Origin of the sequence: Legionella wadsworthii DSM 21896 = ATCC 33877 (genome assembly GCF_000701265.1) — a bacterium.
Taxonomy (GTDB): Bacteria; Pseudomonadota; Gammaproteobacteria; order Legionellales; family Legionellaceae; genus Legionella; species Legionella wadsworthii.
Genome location: NZ_KL370760.1, coordinates 163,541 through 185,873, shown reverse-complemented (window position 1 = coordinate 185,873; position 22,333 = coordinate 163,541). Strand labels below are relative to the sequence as shown.

Here is a 22,333-nt window from a genome sequence, read left to right as displayed (position 1 = left end):
TGGCTCGGCAGGAGTTATTTTGAACTGGGGTAAGTAGTTAAGGATAAATTCAATGGGAAAAGGAATTATTTTACGCGTACCTCATGGTACTGAATTATCGTCTCAATTGCTTCAATCATTAGAAATTCGCTTTCCTGGCTATGTTCTTGAATATTTTAACGAAAAACCGGATTATCGTCGCAGCTTTACGCGTCGGGTCAATAGCCTGCATAATGCATTCTCTTTTCTTCTTAATGCTTATCCATTCCCTCCGCAGAGTAAATTTTTAGTCAAAAGCACTTTAGAGGATTACATTAATGAATGCAAAGAGAGTGCGTTGGAAGCAAAAGGTCCAATTGATGAATTGCATAAAGAATTAGAAAGATATACTGCAAAGTTAGTCGAATTAATTAAACTGGTTTGGGGTGCATCGATCAAAGAAGGGATTGAACTGCTTAATGAAGCAGAGCAATATGAGCTGATGCGGCAAGGCCGTTATGATCTGGCCACGATAACTCCCATAAAAGTAGATGAGAATACTGATTTTATCATCCAGCTTGACGAGTCACTTCCTCCACATTATGAGCAGTTCATTACCGAATTAAGACAAATAAAGGCTAAAAAATACCCTAAAACACCTTATTGGTTGTATGGCCTTACTGAATCTCAACAAGCTTACTTTTGCAATCTGGATCGTAAAATTGAAACCCATACCGAGTTGGTTCAGGATTTTAATGATTTTTTAATCAACTGGACCTCGATAAAGAAAAAATCACTCAGTTTAAACATCGATTTACAGCAAGTTGCAAGCGGATCCTTACCTCTTCCTTCGTGGTTCAATGAGCTTAGCCCCCATTTAAAAGAAATGATGCGGATATTGGCCGCAGATCCGACGACATTGGAAAAAAATTTAACCCAATTCAAAAAACTTATCTGTTCTGAAAGTTTTAAAAGGGAATACTCCGAAACAGCGGTACACCCTGCTACGATCCCACAGTGGTATTGGGTATTGCCTCATCATCAGCAATTTTTTTTAGAGCATGCACTTAAAGGGTTTGAAAGGGAAGAAGATGCAGTGACTTTCCTATCCAGTCGGCATCGAACGCTGCCTTTACCGGCTAACTATGCAGCACATAGTATATTAGCAATTAACCGTGACGGAGAAATTCGGGAACTCACAAAGAAACGATATCGTTCCAGCCATATTGCTACCCGCGATGGATTAGGTTGGCCTATGGCAGTACAACAACGCCATATCGATTCGAATCTGACTAAAGTCATGGAGTATGCCAAATCAGGCATGCTGGCCATTTTGCAGACTTTAATTAGCCCAATTCATGCTGCAGATTATGTACCGAATTGGCTCACTGATTATTTACCTACCCTACCTCCAGACTTAGAGCTTTATAAACTTGCCCGTGCAGCAGTGCAGCGTCGAGCGAAGCATCAAGAAATTCTTCAGAGCAACCACCCTTATAACTTGGCAAAACGTCTTTATTATACGCAGTCCAATGATAAAGACGGCCTAACGCTATTAGCAATTGCCAAAAAATACGTTTCCTCCACTCCAGGTCTACAGGAGCTCTTGGAACAATATAAAAATGTGCTCGAATCGGCACCGGGAACGGCTACAATTTTTGATTATGCGGGTAGAGAATTATTTTTAAGTTCTTTAGAGCAATTGATTCTCTTGGCGATTGGCGGCCATTCTTACGGTTCTTGCGTCAGTGGGAAGGATAGAAAGGCGATCGAACTCATTCATACTGATGCCATGATTCTTTATAAACAAATCTATGGTAGCCTGCCTGCATTTGATGAGCTCCCCGATAAAGAAAATCGTATCCGCTTCGTTTCTTTAGTTGCTGATTTATATATGAGCCGTCATCAACATGAACATGCAGGGCAAAATGCACCTGGATCAGAAGGCATCAAAACTCCAGAATGGTATTTGCCTGAAGATATAGCCAACGAAATTAAAAAGCGATTGGATAATGAGCGGGCACTTAAAAATGATGATCGGATGGCGACTGATAATGAAGTAAAAAATATATTTATTGGCGGCCATAAAAAAGTTAAAGAATATTTATTTTCCGAAAATACACTCCTTTGCCGCTTGGTCGCGCGACAATTAGGAAATGCCAATTGTACTCGTCTTTATGATGCCCTACACCCCTTAATCAATGAAAAAGGATTGTTTAATTCAGTGGAGACCACTTCAAGCTGGACTCCTATGTTTTTCTCTGAAACAACAGGCAGCCCTGGGGGAATAAAACAAATTTTTGATTTAATGATCAATCCATCTTCCGGAAAGGATAATGTGGTTCGTATTGAAAAAATAATGCAAATCGTATTAGAGCGCCCTGAAGCAAATGAAAGCCGCAGCGAAGCAACCAATTCAGTTTATGGACGGTTTCGAGCATTTATGAAATCGGAAAACTTTAGCGACATGGTAGAAAAAACGGTTGAAGAATGGGGCTCTTTATTTAAAAAGTCCAAAGAATCCTATACAGAGTCTCCCATATATTCCTAATCTTAATGCACAATATAAACCCATTACATGAAACCTTGTCATTCCCGCGAAGGCGGGAATCCATCCATTTCAGTTACTCCTTCACTTTGCCTGAGGGATAGATACCCGCTTGCGCGGGAATGATAGATATCAAATAGAAATGTATGGGACAAAGTGCATGCTTTACTTGAATTCGGAATGATAAACCCATTTTAAAGTATGTGCTCAAGGCCGTAAATCAATGTGGTCAATTCTAATACTTTCTGACAACACAACACGACTCCTGGCATAAAACTGCGCCGATCGATGCAGTCATCTGTGATGGTTAATGTCTCACCCTCACTGCCAAAAATAACTTGTTGGCGAGCAATAACTCCAGGAAGTCGAAGCGAGTGGATGTTGATGTCATAATGAACGCCACCGCGTGCACCGGGAACTAATTCTTTAAGATCTAATTTATTTTTCGGTTTTTTTCGGGCTCCAGCAATCATTTCCGCAGTTTTCAAAGCAGTTCCTGAAGGGGCATCCAGTTTTTGTTGATGATGCGCTTCGATGATCTCCACTTCTGGAAAATATTCTGCAGCCTTCGCAGCAAAAATCATCATTAAAACGGCGCTAATCGAAAAATTAGGGGCAATGATTCCACCCAGACGCCGACTTTCACATAAGTTACTCAATTCTTTAATTTGATCAGGGAGAAGGCCGGAGGTGCCAATAACAGGGTGGGCGCCCTGGTTGATGATTGTGAGCGCATTTTGATATACAGAATCTGCACGGGTAAGATCAACGACAATTTGAGCTTGAGTGTATCTAATGGCTTGGGCTAAATCGTCTTCTCTGCCAAGTTGCGCCACTAATTCAAATTCTTTATGTTGATTTAACGTGTCGCAGGCGAGAGAACCCATTTTACCTTTGGCCCCATTGACAATAACGCGATTTAGCATGATTCTCCTTTGGAAATATTATTGTTTTGGTTTTGGAGGTGGGTAGTGTGTACGCCAAGCCCAAATTGTTGCAAACGGCCATCCGATTACTGTAGCTTGTAACGCTAAAGTAACAAATGCTCCTCCAGGGTTATCGTTGATAAGCATTATGACCCATGGAAAAAAAACCGCTAAAAAAAGCATAAACATTTTTGAAATAAAATTTGTCATATGTTGCTCCATAAGTCTTTTACAAATGGCATATCAAGCCAGATATATCAGCGAAAATAGTATTACGTCAATGGACCCGTAAAAAATATTTTTTTAAAAATTCTTGTTTAATTATAGGACTATCGCCTTCTATTTTCTACTGAGAACACCTTTTATTAATCTATCCAAGGATGCTTGCAAACAATCATTAAACATTGTACATTGTGCGCTCATTCTCAATGCGAATGATTTTATTATCCGGATATGACATTCGATATCTAACAAGGGTACTCTAATGAGACGACAAGAGCTGCACCCACGCACTGCCGTTATTAACAAAACTCAAAAAAACAAATCTAAAAAATCGCGAAACGATGCATTATTGTGGCTTGCTGCAAACTTCCCTGCGGCCTTTGATAATTCCATTAGAATCCGTCCGTTAAAAATAGGCATTATGGATGATATTTTGCTATATGCTGATAAAGCGCATGAGGCGGGTGTTTCCAAAAGTAAATTAAGAGAGGCGGTTGTTTTATTTACTCGCAGACTTGATTATTTGGCGTGTCTTAAATTACGTGAGCTACGCGTTGATTTAGACGGCAACGAAGTCGGTGAAGTCACTGCAGAGGAAGCAGAACATGCAGCTGCAAAAATAAAAAAACGCGTGGAAAAGAGTATAAGGAACGCTCGTAAAATTCAAACCGAAAAAACGGTAAGCCCCTGCACTGCAAACCATCAAAGCACCCACTCACAATCCAAACCCATGTCACAGCCCACATCCATAGAAGATCATTTCCCTTATCCACCGCGTTCATCAACGTATAATAATCTCAGTGCACCTCCCCAACCCACTCGAGCAACAGCAGTGGTCGTGAAGAATAAAACCACGCGGCAATATGATCCCGATGCTGTAGCCCGTTTAAAAGAAAAATTAGGATTGTGTCGAAGTGAAAAGAAAGAGGTGATTGATTAGTATTTATAATTTTAGATTTCTTATAGTACAATCGCTTTTTTTGGAAATATGAGATACCTTTTATAAAAGTGGTTGTTTATGTCTGTTAATTGGAATATGAGTATTGGCAGTTCACTTTCATTGAATGTGCTCCATCCCAACAAACAAGAGATTGAAGCCATTAAACTTCATCTTCAAAGCATGGGTTTTCTCCTTTATTTGAGCAATCGTTACTTCCTCAAATAAGGACGCTATAAACTAAACGGGAATACACTTGAAAGCAATTAATGGAGCGGGTGATGGGAATCGAACCCACGCTATCAGCTTGGGAAGCTGAAGTTCTACCATTGAACTACACCCGCAAAACACCATCCTACCAAAGTAAATGGTGTTTTTACAGACAGCAATTTATATGATTAAACTATTAGGAGATTTGGATAATCTCCATACTGTTCGTCCCCCCCGCTTTACCAATTTCGCGTCCACGTGTTAATAACACATATCCATTTTCCACTAAAAGACCATTTTCCTTTAATTCTGAAAGGACCTGCTGATTCAAAGTGTCAGAAGCGAATTGATGGTAGTTCATAAAAACGGGAAACACATTATGGACAAGGCATAAGCGGCCTATAGTGCGTTTGTTGGCTGATACGGCTATGATAGGCACGGCACTTTGTTGTCTGGATATCCATAACGCTGTGTCCCCTGATTCAGTTAAAGTAATAATTGCCTGTATGGGGAAATGATTCGCTGTGTGCATCGTGGCCATGGCAATCGCTTGATCGGCACGCTTGTAATTGCAAATTTCATCCGTAGCGCGATAATAAACCCGTGCGTGTTTTTCAGTGCTCGAACAGATTTTATTGACCATAGAGATGACTTTAACCGGAAACTGGCCACTGGCCGTTTCTGCAGACAACATGACGGCATCGGTTCCATCCAGGATGGCATTGGCCACATCCGAAACTTCAGCGCGTGTAGGTTGTGGATTGTTTATCATGGATTCCATCATTTGGGTGGCGGTAATGACGACTTTGTCGAGACGACGCGCCTCACCTATAATTCGCTTTTGAATCGCAGGAACTTCCGCTGCGCCTATTTCAACACCTAAATCACCGCGCGCAACCATAATCGCATCGGATTCGAGAATAATTTCTGCTAAATGATCCAAGGCTTCGGTGCGTTCGATTTTAGCAACGATCGGTATTCTCTTGCCAAATTCGGCCATTAGGGTTCGGGTATGGCGAATATCTTCTGCATCTTTAACGAAGGACAAACAAATATAATCCACATCTGCTTTGATGGCAGTTTGTAAATCGCGCTTGTCCTTATCCGTCATGGTTCTTGCCGCTAAGCCTCCGCCTTTTCTATTGAGGCCTTTGAGATCGCTTAAAATACCACCTTCAACCACGACACATTCAATTTTAGAATACGAGATGTCTTTAACCTTTAATTCGACCAAACCATCATTGAGCAGTAAGTGATCGCCGGGTACCAATTCCTGACATAAACTTGGATAAGCCACAAAAACTTCTTTGTTGTCTCCCAATAAATCCGGAGTATCACAGTCTAAGGTAAAATTTTGTCCTTCGACCAATGTAATGGATTTATTATTGAAGCGGCCGATGCGAATTTTTGGGCCTTGTAAATCGGCCATGACCGCTAAAGGTAGCTGTAACTCTTCAGCGATATTTCTTACCAGTTCAATGGTTTGTAGGGCAGAGGCATCTGCATGGGAAAAATTAATGCGCACCACATTTACCCCTGCGGATAACATGGCGCGAAGTGTTACCTGATCGTGACTTGAGGGTCCTAACGTGGCAACAATTTTAGTTTGTCGTAACATCTTTTGCTCGCTCCTGCAAAATGGCAACAGCTGGCAAGGTTTTTCCTTCCAAATATTCTAAAAATGCCCCACCTCCAGTGGAAACATAAGAAATTTGCTGATTGAGATCATAAAGATCAATCGCTGCAAGGGTATCACCGCCACCAGCTATAGAAAAGGCATCACTTTCCGCAATAGCAATTGCTAAAGCGCGGGTACCGTAGGCAAATTGAGCAAACTCAAAAACGCCCACAGGACCATTCCATATAATTGTTTTTGCCTTATCAATCGTATCTACGTATTCACTCACTGTCGTAGGTCCAATATCAAGGATCATGTCATCTGAAGCGACATTATTCAATGATTTATTGTATGCCGGACAATGTTCACTAAATGTTTTACCCACTACCACATCAGTAGGCAAGGGGATATGGCATCCTTTCTCTTTCGCGAGCTGTAGAATTTCTCGGGCTTCATCGAGTAAATCTTCTTCGTATAAAGAAACGCCGATTTCAAATCCTTGCGCTTTAAGAAAAGTATTGGCAATTCCGCCGCCTGGAATTAAGTAATCCACAAGCGTGACTAACTGGCGCAACAAACTAAGCTTGGTGGATACTTTGGCACCGCCCACAATCGCGACAATTGGTTTTTGGGGGGCGGCAAGTGCTTTGTCTAAAGCATCCAGTTCACGTACCAGTAAAGGGCCTGCCACAGCGACTGATGCAAATTGTGCAACTCCGTAGGTAGATGCTTGAGCACGGTGTGCCGTACCAAAAGCATCCATCACAAAAACATCACAAAGATTGGCAAGTTTTTTTGCCAGCTGTTCGTCGTTTTGCTTTTCACCGACATTAAAACGTACGTTTTCACAAACCACTAATTCGCCCGGTTTTGCGTCCACTCCATTGAGATAATCACTCACAAACCGTACAGGGTAATCTAAATTATCCCGCAGGTATGCAGCAATAGGCTCCAAAGAAAATCGACGTTCAAATTTACCTTCTTCAGGCCGGCCCAAGTGGGACAAAACAATGACTGCAGCACCAGCAGACAGTGCCTCTTTTAAAGTAGGTAATGCAGCCTGTAATCGTTGATCACTGGTAATCATTCCTTCTTTAATTGGCACATTCAGATCTTCGCGAATAAGCACCCGTTTACCTGCCAGGTCTATATCGCTCATTTGTTTCAGATTCATTCATTATCTCCGGGGATTAGCAACTCATCATTTGCTGTGCCGTATCCAGCATACGGTTAGAAAAGCCCCACTCATTATCATACCAGGCTACAATTTTTACGAGATTGCCAAAGACCTTGGTTTGAGTCGTGTCAAAAATTGCAGAAGCAGGATTATGGTTAAAATCACAAGATACGAGCGGATCATCATTGATTTGTAAGATACGGCTTTTTGCCTGGCGTACAATATCGTTCACTTCTTTTGCAGAGGTTTCACGCTTCGCAGTGAAGGTTAAATCAATAACCGAAACATTGAGAACTGGTACACGCATCGCAAAACCATCAAGCTTACCTGATAATTCGGGTAATACTAATCCTACCGCAGCTGCAGCACCTGTTTTTGTAGGAATTATTGAGTGAGCGGCTGCTCGGGCGCGACGTAGATCTTCATGACTTCCATCGAGAAGCATTTGATCATTCGTATAAGCGTGAACGGTATTTAATAAACCATATTCTATGCCTAATACATCGTTTAAAGGCTTCACGACAGGGGCCAGGCAATTGGTAGTGCAAGAGGCGTTAGAAACAACCAGATCTGTGGGCTTGAGTGTTTGATGGTTTACACCATAGACGATGGTTGCATCCACATTTTTTCCTGGAGCAGATATCAATACCTTTTTTGCGCCTGCAGTAATGTGCTGCATTGCTTTTTCCCGTTCGGTAAAGAATCCCGTACATTCCAAAACCAAATCTATTTTTAGTTCTTTCCATGGTAAATTCTGAGGATTACGCTCTGCAATAATTTTTATTGCATGTCCATCAACAACTAACATATCTCCTTCAATGCTCACATCGGAATTGAAAGGTCCATGAGTCGTGTCATAACGGGTCAAGTGTGCTGTAGTTTCTATGGCAGATAAATCATTAATCGCCACTATTTCAAATTCATTTTGTTTTTTGGATTCAAAAATTGCTCTTAAAATACAACGGCCAATGCGGCCGTAGCCATTAATCGCGACACGTATTGTCATATTACTTCTCCAATTTTAGTAATGAGTTACTTATCACAAGCTAAGCTCTTATCATTATTTGGTGAAAACCAGCCATAATCCGGAATATAAGGTTTCGGGTTATATCTGCCTCACTGCTGTAAAACAGAGGATTGAATTACCTCCACTTTGCAGCTTAATTTCATATATCTAAATCCACTCCCGCAGCTTGACCGCAGATCCAAGGTCTCAACTTCATGGATCCCGCGGACAAGCCGCGGGAGGTAGGCTTGGTTTTTATAGGAAACCACCTATTAAACTTCCCCATCCCGCAGATCCAGGGTCTCGCAACATCATGGATCCTGCGGACAAGCCGCGGGAGGTAGGCTTTGGTTTTTATAGGGAGCCACCTATTAAACTTCCCCATTCCGCAGCTGACCATAAATCCAGAGTCTCGCAACATCATGGATCCCGCCGACAAGCCGCGGGAGGTAGGCTTGGTTTTTATAGGGTGCCATCTATTAAATTTTCCCATCCCCTCAGCTGACCATAAGTCCAGAATCTGGCAACATCATGGATCCCGCGGACAAGCCGCGGGAGGTAGGCTTGTTTTTATAGGAAGCCACCTAATTAAACTTCCCCATCCCGCAGCTGACCATAAATCCAGAATCTCGCAACATCATGGACCCCGCGGACAAGCCGCGGGAGGTAGGCTTGGTTTTTATAGGGAGCCACCTATTAAACTTCCCCATCCCGCAGCTGACCATAAATCCAGAATCTCGCAACATCATGGACCCCGCGGACAAGCCGCGGGAGGTAGGCTTGGTTTTTATAGGGAGCCACCTATTAAACTTCCCCATCCCGCAGCTGACCATAAATCCAGAATCTCGCAACATCATGGACCTCGCGGACAAGCCGCGGAAGGTAGGCTTTGATTTTTATAGGAAGCCACCTTTAAACTTCCCCATCTCCTCAGCTGGCCATAAATCTAGAATCTCGCAACATCATGGATCCCGCGGACAAGCCGCGAAAGGTAGGCTTTGGTTTTTATAGGAAGCCACCTTTAAACTTCCCCATCCCCTCAGCTGACCATCAATCTAGAATCTCGCAACTTCATGGACCCTGCGGACAAGCCGCGGGAGGTAGGCTTGGTATTTATAATAAGTCACCTATTTCGGAAGGTAGGCTTGGTATTTATAATAAGCCACCTATTTATAGGTCCCAACATATTAAACGCCTACGTCCCGCGGCTTGTCCGCGGGATCCAGTCTCTTTCCATCCCGCGGCCATGCTGCGGGTGGGAAATTATTTAATTATTCCTTAGTTTGTTATTGTTTTTGTACTAAGGTTTCCAACGTTTCAATAATTCTTTCTACGGTGATACCCAAATATTCATATGCCTGCTTCGCTGGAGCGGAGACGCCAAATCGGTCCAATCCAATCACAGCGCCTTGTAAACCTACAAATTGATACCAATAAGCAGAACTGGCAGCTTCTATTGCGATCCTTGCGGTAATGTCTTGGGGCAATACCTCATTTTTATAATTTTGGTCTTGCTGCAGGAATCGTTCTGCACAAGGCATGGAAACCACTCGGACTTTAATTCCTCGTGATTTCACTTGTTCCGCAGCAGCAATAGCAAGCTGAACTTCCGATCCCGTGGCAATCAATATGGCATCAGGAGTGCCTTCGCAATCCGTGATGATGTAACCCCCTTTCTTTATTAATTCAGCTGCTTTGTCGCCATGGGGCAATGCCGGTAAATTCTGTCTCGAAAGCAATAAAGATGTTGGGCCATTATGATGCTCTAAAGCAAGTTTCCATGCAATGGCTGTTTCCATTAAATCTGCAGGGCGCCAGACGCTCATGCCCGGAGTCATACGCAACATGGACGCATGTTCCACCGGTTGGTGGGTTGGGCCATCTTCGCCTAAACCGATGGAGTCATGGGTAAAGACATATATAACGCGTTGATTCATTAAAGCACTTAAACGTATCGCATTTCGCGCATAGTCTGCGAAAACAAGGAATGTGCCGCCATAAGGAATAAACCCTCCATGAACTGCAAGACCGTTCATGATCGCCGCCATGCCAAATTCCCTCACCCCGTAGTAAAGGTAATTGCCTGAATAGTCTTCTTGAGTAATGGCTTTGCTGCCAGACCAATCGGTATTATTTGAGCCGGTTAAATCTGCAGATCCGCCCAACATTTCAGGTAAAATACGCGCAAAATGTTCAATACATTGTTGTGATGCCTTGCGTGTGGCTACGGCTTTATCGTTAGTTCGACATTTTTCTAAGAATTCATGGCTATGGCTTTGCCAATCATCAGGAAGATCGCCATTGATGCGGCGTAAAAATTCATAGTGCTCTTGAGGAAATTTTTGCTGGTATTGATTTAAAAGCGTTATCCATTGCTGCTCTTCTTTATCGCCTTGTTCAATGTGATTCCATTGCTGATAAACCGAATCAGGAACAGCAAAAGGTTCATGCGGCCAATTAAAATATTCACGGACAGTCGCCACATCTTTTGCGCCTAAAGCCGAACCATGGGCTTTTTCACTGCCTGCTACCGAAGATCCCAAGCCAATAATGGTTTTGCAGATAATCAGGGTAGGTTGGGTGGTGTTGGCTTGTGCCTTAATAATGGCCTGTTCAATCTCATCCATATTATGGCCATCGACTCCTTCGATCACTTGCCATTGATATGCTTTGAAACGCTGTGCCGTATTGTCAGTAAACCAAGATTCCACTTTACCATCAATGGAAATCCCATTGTCGTCATAGAACACAATCAGCTTACCGAGGCCTAAGGTTCCTGCGAGTGAGCATACTTCGTGTGAAATGCCTTCCATAAGGCAACCATCGCCTGTAAAGGTATAGGTATAGTGATCTACCAGATCAAACCCATCCCGGTTGAAATGGGTTGCAAGAACCCGTTCTGCCAATGCCATACCGACTGCATTTGCCAAGCCTTGGCCTAAAGGGCCCGTGGTTGTTTCTACACCAGGAGTATGGCCAAATTCAGGATGGCCAGGTGTTTTGGAATTTAATTGGCGGAAATCTTTCAAATCATTTAAAGACAAGTTATATCCGGTCAGGTGCAGTAAAGAATAAAGCAGCATGGAGCCATGACCATTAGACAATACAAATCGATCGCGGTTAAACCAATGCGGGTTTCGTGGATTGTGTTTTAAAAACCTGGTCCATAAAACAGTGGCGATATCGGCCATTCCTAAAGGCATCCCTGGATGTCCAGACTGGGCCTGTTCAACTGCGTCTACACTTAACATGCGAATGGCATTAGCTAATTCTTTAGAAGGATTCATGGCTTCTCTTGTGCATTTAATTCGGTGCGATATTGTCGCTCAGAAGACATCATTCAGCAAGAAAACAAACGAAATTTGACTATTTTTTTTCAAAAAGATTGAAATTTGTCCTGTTTTCATGTTTTATAAGCAAGCTAAAGCGATCTACTCCTCTACCTAAAGTATACACAGGATAGTCTGGGACGAGGTGATTGGAGATGAAGTTTAGATATCCATAAGAGTGCGATTTAAATAAATAGTTCATAAATTTTGTTTTTGTGTCAGATTTATATATAATCAGAGCGATTTTTTTACGGTTAAATGTTTTTATAGGCAATAAACAAAAGGTAAAGCAACATTTGTTTGTTGACTCCCAAAATGCAAAACCTATTTTAGGACATCATGACCCCGGTAATTAGACATTTACAAGAAACTTTTCCTGAGCTTTCTTTGGATCGGATAAAGAATCCATTGAAATGCACATTCATCGAAAGTATTCAACGGCTGGGTCCAGAATTTTACCGTAAAATCATCTCAATGCATTTGGTGTTGAATCTGGAATACAGCCTTTTGGGCCAACAACTCAGGGCGAAGTTTCTTTCGCCCCAACCAGTCGATCAAGAGGAATTACGCGAGCAATTGCTTGCAGCATTAATGATGGCCGAACTTTTGGAGTATGTCTATCAGTACTACCTGGACATCCCCAGAGAAGTGGTTCGCTTACGAGAACAACAAAATCTCTATCGTGAATTATTAAACGTAATCACGCCTGATTTTCCTCAAAATCCAAAAAACATCCCGGAAAATTTTTCCTTCACCCAGAACCTACGCAATCGAATTATGGATTACAATTTATGGCGGCTACTGATTACCCGTTCAAAACGGGCTCTGGATCTTTTGGCTGCGGTGAATACCGGCTCTAAATCTTATCTCGGTTTTGTGAGTGCCATGGATACTGTGATGGATCCGGTGTTGAGACATCTGGGCTGGTTTTTTTGGTTGCCGCGTTTGTTCGTGAATTTTTATTCACTTTTTAAGCATTCCGTTCCCGGTTGGTGGATGGATGACAGAGAGAAATCGTTAGGCTGGGCGGTACGATTTTCAGCACAAATTAAAAGGCGCTATTTTGAATTTGGGAATGATATTGTTTGGGTCACCTCAGGTTTAATTAATACTTTTTATCTAACCGGAGCATTGGCTCCTGTTGCATTCTATGTGTCGCTTGCAGTATTTGCTTTTGATGTCCTTTTGGCCATCACCCGGGCATACATTGAATTGAGCCGAATATACGAACTTCGCGCGCAATATGAGTCGATGAAAGCAAACAGTCCCCAGGAAGAAAAGCAAATAAGGGAACACATTAAAGCCCTCGACAAACAAATCGCTTTTGAACAGTTTCGTTTGGGCTCCCATGTGGCAACGACTTCGTTTATACTTTTGGGTATGTGCATGGCGCTCCCCATCTTTGCGGTAAATCCCATTATCCCTTTCATAGGCGCTGTGATTTTGGTAATGGTTTGTTTTGCAAATTTCCAAATTACCGAAGAGATAGCCAGGAGACGGCCTCAGGATACATTTGATAAAGCATCTGCTTTGTCCAAGCTTGGATTTTTTAACACGAAAGAACATCCACCCGTAGAATTGGAACAACTTTCCAAGAAGGATAAAGAGGAGCTGTTGGAAATAGAGGATTCCATCTGCTGCATTTAAGCGTCGCGATTAGAAAATAATTCTTCAATACCCCGAGTCCATAAATTCCTGTCCTTCTCGCGCAAGAGTGGAGTTCGTCTTCCAAATAAATCCTTCACTTTGTTTGAGGAATAGATTCCCGCCTGCGCGGGAATGACAGATGCTGAGTGTAAAAAGTCTAAGTTGAGACTCATTATTTCCAAAAAAGTTATTTATGTCTCTTAAGTAAATGAAAAGAAGAGCCCAGATTTCTATAACTCAAATCCAAAAAACCCTGTCTTTCACGTGCAGGCGGGAATCCATCTCTATTTTATTTCTTCACTATGCTTGTGGACAGAATCTAAATTGAAATGTCGAACAGACGAAAAGCACAAAATCATTGAAAATAATTGATATTCAAATTTTCTAATGACTGAAAATAAATGCCAATTCTATAAACTCCATATCACTATATCCCTGTCATTCCCGCGCAGGCGGGAATCCATCTCTGCCGGCAATCCATAACCCTTGTTGAACACAGATTTCAACATTCAGGAAAGACAAAGATCAAATACCCTAAAAGCGACTCCACAAATTCAAAACATTCACCCTCTATTAATGATTCCCCTGAGGTATAGAGCCTTTCTAATTTGAATGCTATGCTTTAGATCTTCTATTTTTTTAAAAAAGGTCAAGTATGTCAGGAACCGTAGGATTACCCCAATTTAGCCATATCGACGTCAATCATTTTCAATCCCATCTTGATGCCATGTTAAAAAAACATTTAGGGCAGGTGGAGCATTTACTCAAAGAAAATACGCATTACACATGGGAAAATTTAATGTATCCCCTGGAAGATATGGCCGATGAGCTCGAGCGTTTTTGGTCGCCGATGTCTCATTTACATGGGGTCATGGATTCTCCTGAACTGCGTCAGTGCTATGATGCCTGCTTGCCGCTACTCTCAGCTTATGAATCGGCAATGGGTCATAATCATGAATTGTACGAAGCCATTAAATCCATAGACACCCACACATTAAACCCCGTGCAACAAAAATTGGTTGCCGACAGTCTGCGTGATTTTGAGTTATCCGGGGTTGCCTTGGCTGCGCTACATAAAAAAAGGTTTGAAGTCATTCAAGCCCGGCTGGATGAATTAACCAACAAATTTGAACACAATATTTTGGATGCCACCCAAGCCTTTACCCTCCACATCACAAACCCTGCACGTCTGGCGGGATTGCCGGAACATGCGTTACATACAGCGAAAGAAGTGGCACACGAAAAAGGCCTGGAAGGACATTTGCTGACCTTGGAATATCCTTGTTATCAAGCTGTCATGACTTATGCAGAAGATCGCGCCTTACGCGAAGAAATGTATCATGCTTATATTACCCGAGCCTCAGACCAAGGCCCTAATGCGTCGACCTATGACAACACACCTTTAATACAGGAAATATTGGCGCTGCGCCATGAAAAAGCGCAACTTTTAGGTTTTAACAATTATGCCGAATTGTCTCTTGCCACCAAAATGGCAGAGTCGACCAGTAAAGTCAGGGGTTTCATGGAGGATTTAATCCAACGCATCCATAATCAGGCAAAAAATGAGTTTAAGCAACTGCAACAATTTGCAGAGGAAAATTTCCAGTTAAACCCAGTGAAGCCTTGGGATGTTGCCTATTTATCGGAAAAAAGAAGACAAGCTTTGTTTACTTTGTCACAAGAAGATTTACGCCCTTATTACCCTCAACCTAAAGTCATGCAAGGTTTATTTGATTTGGTGAAAAAACTCTACGGCATGTCCATTGAAGAAATAAAAGGCGTGGATATATGGCATAAAGATGTCCACTGTTATTGCGTGGTGGATGAACATGGCGCGGTTCGTGGCTATGTGTTTACAGACTTATTTGCCCGACCAAACAAACACAGCGGCGCCTGGATGGATTCTTTACAAAGCCGCCGAAGATTAGACGACGGCAGCCTCCAATTGCCGATTGCTACTTTGACATGTAACTTTGCCAAAGCCTCAGCGAACAAACCCGCCATGTTATCCCATGAAGAAGTGGTGACTTTATTCCATGAATTCGGGCATTGTTTACATCACATTTTAACCCAGGTGGATTACTTGGGTGCTTCCGGCATTAATGGGGTTGAATGGGATGCTGTGGAGCTACCCAGCCAATTTTTTGAAAATTGGTGTTGGGAGAAAGGAGGGTTGGATGTTTTGACTGCACATGTGGAATCCGGAGAACCCCTGCCTGAATCGCTTTTTGAAAAGGTAATTGCGGCAAAAAATTTCCAATCTGCAATGGCCATGTCACGGCAGATGGAATTTTCACTTTTTGATTTTCGCATTCATCAGGAATATACCCCAGAACAAGAAGCCTTTGTTGAAAGCGTTTTAGCCGACGTCCGCTCTAAAACCAGTGTGGTCCCGATAATGCCCTACAATCGTTTTCCTCAGAGTTTCAGCCATATATTCGGGGGCGGTTACGCCGCAGGTTACTACAGCTACAGTTGGGCTGAAGTGCTCTCCAGCGATGCATTTTCCCGTTTTGAAGAAGAGGGCGTTTTAAATTCTAAAACCGGGCATGACTTTTTGCACTGTATCTTGGAAGTAGGTAGTTCCAAGAAAGCGGCAGAGGCCTATAAAGAGTTCCGAGGCCGCCCAGCCACGGTAGATGCATTTTTACGGCATAACGGGATAGAGGGTTAGTTAAGACCTTCCTTAAGGCAAGACCCCTTTTTAAATTTGTCTTGTCCCGCGTTTGATGTGTCTACGTCCCGTGTTTAATTTGTCTACGTCCTCGTGTTAATTTGTCTATGTCCCCCTGTTTAATTTGTCTACGTCCCGCGGCTTGTCCGCGGGATCCCCTATACCCATACCCAGCCCTCGACGAATTTTCACACAAAGACTGCTCATCCACGTCCAGATATGTTATAATTAAGGTGTACAAAAATGGGGGCGACCTGGTTTCGACGTGGGTTGCAAAACCAGAGGTGCATGCCGAGATTGAGAACTCTCGTAAATCAGACTCAACTTAAATATAAATGCAAACGATGAAAACTTTGCTGGTGGAGAAGCTATCGCTGCCTAATAAGCACTTTAGTTGAACCATCACTGTGTACTGGCCAATAAACCCAGTATCCCGTTCGACCGAGCCCGCTTATCGGTATCGAATCAACGGTCATAAGAGATAAGCTAGCGTCCTAATCCATCCCGTATTAAGGCGCGAAATTCAGGGAATCGCTGTGTAGTATCCTGCCCGTCGGAGAATGCACAGTTAAATCAAAAGACACGGCTACGCATGTAGAGCTGAAGGCAGAGGACTTGCGGACGCGGGTTCGATTCCCGCCGCCTCCACCAATTTACCTTCCAAGAAAATCCGATAACATCCATAATTCCTTGTAAACACTATATTTTAAGCCTATTATACGTCCACTAATATTCAATAAGTACCCCCTACATCCAAATTATATTGGGGGTATTTGTTGGGGTATATCGCAATATTGAAAAGGAGGTACCCCCAAGTGGCGTTAAATCATATTCGAATCATTAATGCAAAGCCTAAAGAGAAGGCCTATAAGCTTGCTGATGAAAAAGGTTTATTTCTTTATGTTACCCCTAAAGGTGGTATGTACTGGCGTATGAAATACCGTTTTGGTGGAAAGGAAAAATTGTTGGCCTTGGGGGTATATCCTGATGTCTCTCTTGCTAAGGCTAGGGATAAACGCGATGAAGCCAGAAAGTTGCTTGCAGATGATATTGATCCCGGTGAACATCGAAAGGTCATGAAAAAAGTAGAGCATGAACGCTCATCTAATAGCTTTGAAGTAATTGCTAGAGAATGGTTTGTTAAATTCTCCTCAAATTGGGTAAAGAGTCATTCGGATAAAATAATTCAGCGTTTAGAGCGCGATATTTTCCCTTGGATTGGAAATAAGCCCATCACTGAAGTGAATCCTCCTGTGTTGCTGTCGGTAATTCGACGAATTGAAGAGCGTGGAGCATTAGAAACTGCACACCGAGCATTAAGCAATTGTGGTCAAGTATTCAGATATGCGATTGCAACAGGTCGTGCCGAAAGAGATTCATCTCAAGATCTGAAGGGAGCATTACCTCCAGTAAAAACCAAACATTTTGCGGCGCAAACGGATCCTAAACATTTTGGACAGTTGTTGCGCATTATTGAAGATTATGAAGGCTCGCTTATTGTTCGTTGTGCCCTACGTTTGGCTCCATTGGTGTTTGTAAGACCTGGTGAGTTACGGCACGCAAAATGGGTAGATATTGATTTCGATGCTGCCCAATGGAGTTACGTTGTTACCAAAACTGATACTCCCCATATAGTCCCATTGGCTACTCAAGCACTTTCTATATTTAAAGAACTTCATCCCCTTACTGGTGATGGCATTTTTGTTTTTCCATCAGCAAGAAGTAAGGATCGCCCAATGAGTGATAATGCCATTTTGGCTGCTTTACGCAGATTAGACATTAGTAAAGAAGAAGCTACGGGCCATGGCTTTAGAGCAACTGCACGGACATTGTTAGATGAAGTTCTTGGAGTAAGACCAGACATTATCGAGCATCAGCTGGCGCACGCAGTGCGAGATCCTAATGGTCGGGCATATAACCGTACAGCTCATTTACCTGAGCGAAAAAAAATGATGCAGGATTGGGCAAATTATTTAGATTTACTTAAAAATTAACTTAAGAGAGTTAACCATGGATTCTACAAATTTAATTCTTTTGAATAAGGTCGAGGCTGAAATAGTAATACCCAAGGCATTAAGGGGTGAGGTGCAAGTGTATATAATTGATACTGGCACTGATATTCCTCGTTTATTAAAAATTGGGGATATAGAAAAGATACGTCGAGCAATTCCAAGAAGGACAGAAATTAATCTGGAGGCTTCATCTCCAACGATCAGTAATAGGTTTACTCGGATTGGTTATTTAGATATGTGTATTTTGCAATCACAATATGATCTAATTTTCCCTAAGACCTTGGCTAGTTATAAAAGTGCTATGTTATCAAAAAGTAAATATTGGACTGAATTTGTTTCTCAGGTAGAAAAGGCTGCTACAGACTACCCCATTTGGATGGAGAACTGTAAAAAAAGAGGTAATAAAATTACACAGGAGCATAAAAAAGATTGGGTTAAAGAGAATATTGTTCGAGATGAACGCAAAGCAGAAGTAATAAAAAATGTTCTGACAGACCTGTTCAATAATTAACTTTAAAATCAATAAGATACGTTTGCCATAAATTTTGTTTATGACAAATAATGTGACAAATTCTTACCTAATTTACTTTAAGTCATGTTTAATAACCTTTAAGGAAACACAAACATGACTAATACAATCTTAAGATTACCCGCTGTAAAAATATCCAGTGGATTACCTCGTAGTACTCTCTATCTCCGAATATCCCAAGGTTTATGGACAAAGCCCATTAGCTTAGGTGCTCGCACAGTTGGCTGGCCTGCTCATGAGGTTACGGCATTAAATGCTGCAAGGATTGCAGGTAAAACTGATGAAGAAATCCGTGCTCTGGTTTGTCACCTAGAGGCTGCTCGAAAAAATTATGGAGAAACTAATCATGTTTAACAAAAAGAATGTTTTCCAAAAGAAATTTAATCGGGAGTTATTGCCAAATCCTAGTCAATATTTTCGGGAGCAAGGTTTGAAAATCAATGGGTATGGTGAGTGGAAGAATGCACTTTGTCCGTTTCATCCAGATACAAAACCTAGCTTACGCTTAAACTTAAATTCAGGAGGATTTCGTTGTATGGCTTGTGGTGCGCATGGAGGAGATGTTTTAGCATTCCATATGCGGCTTCATGGTCTTGATTTTATTACCGCAGTTAAAGAGCTTGGAGCTTGGGAGGATCAGCAATGAATTTTTTACCCGAAGAACTTCAAAATTCTGTATCAAAATTAACCCAAAAAATAATTAATGAAGGTTTCCAACAAGAAGCTCTGCATGAATATAAAGATTTCAAAGGTATCCCCATCTATTGGCGAATACGTTTAAAAAATCATGCAACTGGTGAAAAATGGATTCGACCTATGAGATGGATTGAAGGTAAAGGCTTTTCCCTGGGTGAACCAAAATTTTTGAATAAAAAACCCCTTTATAATTTACATAATTTAGCTGAGCAATCAGAGGCCTTAGTGTGGATTGTGGAGGGAGAATGGTGTGCTGATGCGTTAAGCCATTTGGGAGTTCTTTCCTTGACAAGTGGTAGTGCTGATTCTGTGATTACAACTGATTGGCAACCATTGTCAGGAAGAGAAGTAATCATTTGGCCTGACAATGATAATGCGGGTGAACGATTTGCAAAGGCTGTTATTTCTGAACTACGGTTACTTGGATGTAAGCTGTGGCAAGTTAATGTGGACGCATTAAATTTGCCACCTAAAGGAGATGCTGTAGATTGGTTAAGAATGAATCCTCAAGCTACTGATAAAGAAATTGCGTATCTTCCCCTCATTGACTTATCTGCTTCAGAGGCAGAGACCCACGAGCTAGATACTATTACTGCAGAGAAGTCTCATCGAGAAAACCAAGCATCTACTATTGTAAACTTTGTTATAGAGCATATGGAATTGTTTCATGATAAAAACTCAGATGTTTATGCTCAAGATTTATTGACTAGGGAAACACGTCGTCTAGATAGCAGGGTATTTAAGGATTGGTTAGTTTCAAATTATTATGAAAAAACTGGGAAATCACCTCGTGATCAATCAGTCCGAGAAGCTCTGAGTACGCTAGGCGGTATAGCACGATTCAAAGGAGAATGTCGAGAGGTACATATTCGTGTAGCTAAGTATGAAAATGCATATTATCTTGATCTTGGTGGATGTGGGCAAAGTTTAGCAATTCAGATAATACCCGGGGAGTGGAAACTAATAAACAATCCTCCCGTAAGATTTTTGCGTCCCGAAACAATGCGACAATTACCTATTCCCATCGGAGGATATGATTTATCTTCGTTGTGGCAAATGGTTAATATTCCAGAGAATGATCGGCTTTTAGTTATAACTTGGTTAATTGAGTCTTTAAGACCAGATACCCCTTTCCCCGTGCTAGAGCTGATTGGAGAACAAGGAAGTGCAAAAAGTACAACGCAAATGGTGCTACGACGACTAATAGATCCTAATGCTTGCGATCTTCGTGCAGCCCCTAAAACAACAGAAGATATTTTTGTTAGTGCGGGTGTAAATTGGGTAGTCAGTTACGAAAATATTAGTCACTTATCGGCGCCAATGCAGGATACTTTGTGTGTATTGGCAACTGGAGGCGGTTTTGCAAAACGAAAATTATATAGCGATGCGGATGAATCTGTTATCAATGCAAAGCGTCCCGTAATTCTCAACGGGATTAGTGCAGCGATCACTGCGCAAGATTTAATTGATAGGGCCATTTCAATTGAAACTCCAGTTATTACTAAAAGAACTGAAATCAATGAAATTTTGAGTACTTATGAAAAAAAACATCCCATATTACTAGGTGCGCTTTTGGATATTTTTGTCCAATCACTCACGCGTTTACCAATGATCCAATTAATTTCAAAAAATTGTCCGCGGTTAATTGAGTTTACGCGGCTGGGAATGGCAATTGCTGAAGTAATGGGCCAAACTAGCGAGGAGTTCTTTGAAGCTTTCAATGCCTGTCGTCATGAATCGATTGTCCGTACAATTGATGCGAGTCCAGCAGCATCGGCATTGATTGAGTGGTTTGATAAGCGTAACCGCCAAAAAACTGATTTACCTCTTAAAGTATTATTTGCTCAGGTAGAAATGTTTAAGCCGAATGGTTCCGATAGTTGGCCGAGGTCACCTAAAGGTTTTGGCGATGCGTTACGACGAGCAGCACCTGCATTACGGCAAATGGGAATTGAGTGTCGTAGTTTAGGAAAAGTGGGTAGCTACATCTCGTGGGAAATTAGACAATGTAATTAATTGTCACATCCATGTCTTCATGTCTTGCATGTCTTTTCAAAAGACATCAAGACTTGTAAGACATACATAATAAAACTTTTTTCTATGAATAAATTATAACATTCATGTACGTAATAATTGGTATTTCGTAAGGGGTAATAAACTAGATATTACGCGACTAAATAGAGTTTTTTTTGTAAAATATTGCTAAGATTTTTCAGGTGTTATGTCGAACCAGGGAGGTTAAAATGACTAAAACATCATCAAAAGTAGGACGTCCCACGAAATATAACTCTGAATTGGTGGAAGAAATATGCAATGCCATCGCTTCTACAAGTAAAGGGATTAGAGTTCTGTGTAAAGAGAATATGCATTGGCCTTGCCAAGACACCTTATTCGCTTGGCTAAAAAAATACCCTGAATTTTCCGAGCAGTACGCGCAAGCAAAGATATGTCAAATTGAATTATTAATAGACGAAATACTTGAAATTTCTGATGATGAATCCAATGATTATTTTATACATGAAGATGGTACTGTAGTGACGAATAATTCTTCTATAAATAGGTCCAGGTTGAAAATAGATACTCGCAAATGGCTAGCAAGCAAATTAGTGCCAAAGGTTTATGGTAATAGAATTGATAGTGATATTCAGTTCCAAATGTCAGAGGAATTGCAAAAGTTAAGTGAGGAGTTTAACGAGAAATATAGCCGTGATTATTAATTAAAGGTAAGTTTAACTGCGGTAAAAGTGTAAAGCATAAGGGAAAGAAGCATGGGGGTATATCCCCGAAACGAGGGCCCCCTCTAATACGTAGTCTGAGGCTCCAGCAAAGGGAGGTACAATATTT

At 41.7% G+C, this 22,333-nt stretch carries 18 protein-coding genes, 1 tRNA gene and 1 other RNA gene; 13 read left to right on the top strand and 7 right to left on the bottom strand.

Going from position 1 to position 22,333, the window contains the following annotated elements; all coding sequences use genetic code 11:
* The first annotated feature begins 52 nt into the window (after positions 1-52).
* Entirely contained in the window at positions 53-2,509 is a 2,457-nt protein-coding gene (locus tag BU07_RS0112460; protein WP_031566529.1) for a hypothetical protein, read from the top strand.
* A gap of 191 nt (positions 2,510-2,700) precedes the next feature.
* Here the strand turns inward: BU07_RS0112460 and dapB are convergent, their stop codons facing one another.
* Together dapB and BU07_RS0112450 are read right to left on the bottom strand one after the other, a co-directional pair.
* Positions 2,701-3,432: a 4-hydroxy-tetrahydrodipicolinate reductase gene (dapB, locus tag BU07_RS0112455; protein WP_031566527.1), complete on the bottom strand. Its 732-nt coding sequence runs from the start codon at positions 3,430-3,432 to the stop codon at positions 2,701-2,703.
* Positions 3,433-3,450: 18 nt separating this feature from the next.
* Entirely contained in the window at positions 3,451-3,642 is a 192-nt protein-coding gene (locus BU07_RS0112450) for a hypothetical protein (RefSeq protein WP_031566525.1), read from the bottom strand.
* Between the two features lie 274 nt (positions 3,643-3,916).
* Here BU07_RS0112450 and BU07_RS0112445 point away from each other — a divergent pair, with 274 nt between their 5' ends.
* Positions 3,917-4,594: a ProQ/FinO family protein gene (locus BU07_RS0112445; RefSeq protein WP_031566524.1), complete on the top strand. Its 678-nt coding sequence runs from the start codon at positions 3,917-3,919 to the stop codon at positions 4,592-4,594.
* Positions 4,595-4,672: 78 nt separating this feature from the next.
* Entirely contained in the window at positions 4,673-4,819 is a 147-nt protein-coding gene (locus BU07_RS17470; protein ID WP_154659377.1) for a hypothetical protein, read from the top strand.
* A 42-nt stretch (positions 4,820-4,861) separates the two neighbouring features.
* On the opposite strand, the gene BU07_RS0112435 is transcribed toward BU07_RS17470, so the two are convergent.
* The 4 genes from BU07_RS0112435 to gap form a co-directional block, all read right to left on the bottom strand.
* A tRNA-Gly gene (locus BU07_RS0112435) sits at positions 4,862-4,935 on the bottom strand.
* 62 nt (positions 4,936-4,997) lie between these two features.
* The gene (pyk, locus tag BU07_RS0112430) at positions 4,998-6,419 is read right to left on the bottom strand and encodes a pyruvate kinase (RefSeq protein ID WP_031566522.1); all 1,422 of its coding nucleotides are present in this window, start codon (positions 6,417-6,419) and stop codon (positions 4,998-5,000) included.
* The gene (locus tag BU07_RS0112425) at positions 6,403-7,593 is read right to left on the bottom strand and encodes a phosphoglycerate kinase (protein ID WP_031566520.1); all 1,191 of its coding nucleotides are present in this window, start codon (positions 7,591-7,593) and stop codon (positions 6,403-6,405) included. Before BU07_RS0112425 ends, pyk begins: the two co-directional genes overlap by 17 nt.
* A gap of 16 nt (positions 7,594-7,609) precedes the next feature.
* Positions 7,610-8,602 (bottom strand): type I glyceraldehyde-3-phosphate dehydrogenase, encoded by a 993-nt coding sequence (gene gap / locus BU07_RS0112420; protein WP_031566518.1) that lies wholly within the window; start codon positions 8,600-8,602, stop codon positions 7,610-7,612.
* Between the two features lie 347 nt (positions 8,603-8,949).
* On the opposite strand from gap, the gene BU07_RS0112410 reads away from it, so the two are divergent.
* Positions 8,950-9,495 (top strand): hypothetical protein, encoded by a 546-nt coding sequence (locus BU07_RS0112410; RefSeq protein ID WP_154659376.1) that lies wholly within the window; start codon positions 8,950-8,952, stop codon positions 9,493-9,495.
* Between the two features lie 393 nt (positions 9,496-9,888).
* Here BU07_RS0112410 and tkt read toward each other — a convergent pair whose 3' ends face one another.
* The gene (gene tkt / locus BU07_RS0112400; protein ID WP_031566510.1) at positions 9,889-11,889 is read right to left on the bottom strand and encodes a transketolase; all 2,001 of its coding nucleotides are present in this window, start codon (positions 11,887-11,889) and stop codon (positions 9,889-9,891) included.
* 381 nt (positions 11,890-12,270) lie between these two features.
* Between tkt and BU07_RS0112395 the strand changes: the two genes are divergently transcribed.
* From BU07_RS0112395 to BU07_RS0112355, 9 genes are all read left to right on the top strand, one after another.
* A complete protein-coding gene (locus tag BU07_RS0112395) occupies positions 12,271-13,578 on the top strand; it encodes a hypothetical protein (protein WP_031566507.1) in 1,308 nt (435 codons plus the stop codon).
* 655 nt (positions 13,579-14,233) lie between these two features.
* Positions 14,234-16,252, top strand: a complete 2,019-nt coding sequence (locus BU07_RS0112385) for a M3 family metallopeptidase (RefSeq protein WP_031566505.1) — start codon at positions 14,234-14,236, stop codon at positions 16,250-16,252.
* Positions 16,253-16,497: 245 nt separating this feature from the next.
* Positions 16,498-16,903: a transfer-messenger RNA gene (gene ssrA / locus BU07_RS17295) on the top strand.
* A gap of 164 nt (positions 16,904-17,067) precedes the next feature.
* Positions 17,068-18,246 carry a tyrosine-type recombinase/integrase gene (locus BU07_RS0112380; protein WP_031566504.1) on the top strand — a complete coding sequence of 393 codons (1,179 nt, stop codon included), beginning with the start codon at positions 17,068-17,070 and terminating at the stop codon, positions 18,244-18,246.
* Positions 18,247-18,262: 16 nt separating this feature from the next.
* Positions 18,263-18,775, top strand: a complete 513-nt coding sequence (locus tag BU07_RS0112375) for a hypothetical protein (RefSeq protein WP_031566502.1) — start codon at positions 18,263-18,265, stop codon at positions 18,773-18,775.
* 114 nt (positions 18,776-18,889) lie between these two features.
* A complete protein-coding gene (locus BU07_RS0112370) occupies positions 18,890-19,147 on the top strand; it encodes a helix-turn-helix transcriptional regulator (protein WP_031566500.1) in 258 nt (85 codons plus the stop codon).
* Positions 19,140-19,439, top strand: coding sequence for a CHC2 zinc finger domain-containing protein (locus tag BU07_RS0112365; RefSeq protein WP_031566497.1), 300 nt, complete (start codon positions 19,140-19,142; stop codon positions 19,437-19,439). Before BU07_RS0112370 ends, BU07_RS0112365 begins: the two co-directional genes overlap by 8 nt.
* On the top strand, positions 19,436-21,505 hold the full coding sequence (locus BU07_RS0112360; protein WP_051635576.1) for a hypothetical protein: 2,070 nt from the start codon (positions 19,436-19,438) through the stop codon (positions 21,503-21,505). Before BU07_RS0112365 ends, BU07_RS0112360 begins: the two co-directional genes overlap by 4 nt.
* Positions 21,506-21,732: 227 nt before the next feature.
* A complete protein-coding gene (locus BU07_RS0112355; RefSeq protein ID WP_031566494.1) occupies positions 21,733-22,206 on the top strand; it encodes a terminase small subunit-like protein in 474 nt (157 codons plus the stop codon).
* Positions 22,207-22,333 lie beyond the last annotated feature (127 nt).

Bases quoted from the DNA above. Each gene is read 5' to 3' on its own strand.
- BU07_RS0112460 (WP_031566529.1), top strand. From the start codon at position 53: ATGGGAAAAGGAATTATTTTACGCGTACCTCATGGTACTGAATTATCG.
- dapB (WP_031566527.1), bottom strand. From the start codon at position 3,432: ATGCTAAATCGCGTTATTGTCAATGGGGCCAAAGGTAAAATGGGTTCT.
- BU07_RS0112450 (WP_031566525.1), bottom strand. From the start codon at position 3,642: ATGACAAATTTTATTTCAAAAATGTTTATGCTTTTTTTAGCGGTTTTT.
- BU07_RS0112445 (WP_031566524.1), top strand. From the start codon at position 3,917: ATGAGACGACAAGAGCTGCACCCACGCACTGCCGTTATTAACAAAACT.
- BU07_RS17470 (WP_154659377.1), top strand. From the start codon at position 4,673: ATGTCTGTTAATTGGAATATGAGTATTGGCAGTTCACTTTCATTGAAT.
- pyk (WP_031566522.1), bottom strand. From the start codon at position 6,419: ATGTTACGACAAACTAAAATTGTTGCCACGTTAGGACCCTCAAGTCAC.
- BU07_RS0112425 (WP_031566520.1), bottom strand. From the start codon at position 7,593: ATGAATCTGAAACAAATGAGCGATATAGACCTGGCAGGTAAACGGGTG.
- gap (WP_031566518.1), bottom strand. From the start codon at position 8,602: ATGACAATACGTGTCGCGATTAATGGCTACGGCCGCATTGGCCGTTGT.
- tkt (WP_031566510.1), bottom strand. From the start codon at position 11,889: ATGAATCCTTCTAAAGAATTAGCTAATGCCATTCGCATGTTAAGTGTA.
- BU07_RS0112395 (WP_031566507.1), top strand. From the start codon at position 12,271: ATGACCCCGGTAATTAGACATTTACAAGAAACTTTTCCTGAGCTTTCT.
- BU07_RS0112385 (WP_031566505.1), top strand. From the start codon at position 14,234: ATGTCAGGAACCGTAGGATTACCCCAATTTAGCCATATCGACGTCAAT.
- BU07_RS0112375 (WP_031566502.1), top strand. From the start codon at position 18,263: ATGGATTCTACAAATTTAATTCTTTTGAATAAGGTCGAGGCTGAAATA.
- BU07_RS0112370 (WP_031566500.1), top strand. From the start codon at position 18,890: ATGACTAATACAATCTTAAGATTACCCGCTGTAAAAATATCCAGTGGA.
- BU07_RS0112365 (WP_031566497.1), top strand. From the start codon at position 19,140: ATGTTTAACAAAAAGAATGTTTTCCAAAAGAAATTTAATCGGGAGTTA.
- BU07_RS0112360 (WP_051635576.1), top strand. From the start codon at position 19,436: ATGAATTTTTTACCCGAAGAACTTCAAAATTCTGTATCAAAATTAACC.
- BU07_RS0112355 (WP_031566494.1), top strand. From the start codon at position 21,733: ATGACTAAAACATCATCAAAAGTAGGACGTCCCACGAAATATAACTCT.